Below are 1,804 nucleotides of genomic sequence, written 5' to 3' on the forward strand. Positions count from 1 at the left end.
GCGCGGGTGCGGGCGGACGCGCAGCGGGACCGGCGGGGGCTCCGCACGCGGTGAGGGCGGCGGCGAGGACACAGGCGGCGATGACACGACGTGAAAGTGTGATCACCGTATGACAATAGGGCGACGGTCGGCGGTGGCCGCCGCGGCTCGGGCGGGCAGGGCGGCGCGCTCACCCGGTCGGAGGGGCGCGCCTCCTCCGACCGGCCCCGGCCTCCCCCGGCCGGGGTCCGGGGCGGGCTCAGATGTCCCGCCGCTCCAGCGGCTTCGTGGCCGGCCCCTGTACGACCTTCCCGTCCATGTCGAAGCGGGACCCGTGGCACGGGCACTCCCACGCGCGCTCGGCCGCGTTGAAGCCGACCAGGCAGCCCATGTGCGTGCAGCGGGCGGACACCGCGTGCAGGGCGCCGTCGTCGTCCCGGTACACCGCCAGCCGGCCGCCTCCCGTGCGCACCACCGCCCCCTCGCCCGGCGGCAGCGCCTCCACCGGGGGCGACGGACGCAGCCGGTCCCCGACGAAGTGCTGGGCGACCTGCGCCTGGTGCTTGAGGAAGGCCGGCGCCTCCCGCACGGCCGAGGCCAGCCGCCGCGGGTCGTACAGCCCGGCCCAGGCGCACTCCCCGCCGGTGATCTGCGCGGTGAGCAGCCGGCCCGCCATCATGCCGCCGCTCATGCCCCAGCCGCCGAAGCCGGTGGCGACGTACGCGTGCCGGGCGCCCGGGTGCAGCGGGCCGACCAGCGGCACCGTGTCGGTGGGGTCGTTGTCCTGCGTGGCCCAGAAGTGCGTCAGCTCCACCCCCGGGAAGTGCCGGCGGGCCCACCCCGCCAGCCGGTCGAAGCGGGCGCGGGTGTCGCCGGTGCCCGGCGTGAAGTGCTCGCCGGTGACCACCAGCAGCCGGCGCGAGGCGTCGTCGCCGTAGGGCGCGGTGCGCACCGAGCGGGAGCCGTCGTAGGGGGTGATGTACATGCCCTCCGGGTCCAGTTCGGCCGGCACCGGGCCCGCGACGACCAGCTCGCGGCGCGGGGAGAGGCGGGTGAACAGCAGCGCGCGGTCGAAGACCGGGTAGTGGGTGGCGACCACGACGTCCCGGGCCGTCACCGTAGCCCCGGTCGACGTCGACAGCCGGCAGGGCTCGCCCTCCTCCAGGCCCAGCACCGTGGTGTCCTCGAACAGGCGGCCGCCGTGCGCCTCGATGTCGCCGGCGAGCGCCAGCAGGTACCTGCGCGGATGGAACTGCGCCTGGCCCGTCACCTCCACCGCCCCCGCCACCGGGAACGGCAGCCCCGACTCCTCCACGAACGACGCGGGCAGGCCCGCCTCCCGCGCGGCCCGCGCCTCCGCGCGCACCTCGTCCACCCGGTCCACGTCCGTGACGTACGTGTACGAGCTGCGCCGCTCCCACTCGCAGTCGACGCCCAGCTCCTCCACCACCCCGGCCGTCCGCTCGATCGCCTCCGCCTGCGACCGGGCGTACAGCCGTGCGCCCTCGCTGCCGCGGGTGCGGCGCAGCTTGTCGTAGACCAGCGAGTGCAGCGCGGTGACCTTGGCGGTGGTGTGCCCGGTCACGCCGGCGGCGATCCGGCCGGCCTCCAGCACGGCGACGGCGCGACCCGCCCGGGCCAGCTCCCACGCCGTGCACAGGCCCGCGATGCCGCCGCCGATCACCGCCACGTCGACGTCCAGGTCGTCGGCCAGGGCGGGGTGGCGCTCCCCGCCGGGCGCGGTGGTCAGCCAGTACGAGTCACCCGAGTGCTGCTTCTCCTCCGTCATGCGGGGGCGGGTACCCCGGCACGGGGGGCTTCACGG

The 1,804-nt window shown here is 76.6% G+C and carries 1 protein-coding gene; it reads right to left on the bottom strand.

The window, feature by feature from the left end; translation table 11 throughout:
• Nucleotides 1-238: 238 nt before the first annotated feature.
• On the bottom strand, nt 239-1,768 hold the full coding sequence (locus CCN29_RS33200) for an FAD-dependent oxidoreductase (protein WP_086686205.1): 1,530 nt from the start codon (nt 1,766-1,768) through the stop codon (nt 239-241).
• Between the last annotated feature and the right edge of the window lie 36 nt (nt 1,769-1,804).

Origin of the sequence: Streptomyces pseudogriseolus (genome assembly GCA_002154585.1) — a bacterium.
GTDB classification, from domain to species: domain Bacteria; phylum Actinomycetota; class Actinomycetes; order Streptomycetales; family Streptomycetaceae; genus Streptomyces; species Streptomyces pseudogriseolus.

What these genes read in the sequence shown, in the direction of transcription:
- CCN29_RS33200 (WP_086686205.1), bottom strand. Translation starts at nt 1,768, where the DNA reads ATGACGGAGGAGAAGCAGCACTCGGGTGACTCGTACTGGCTGACCACC.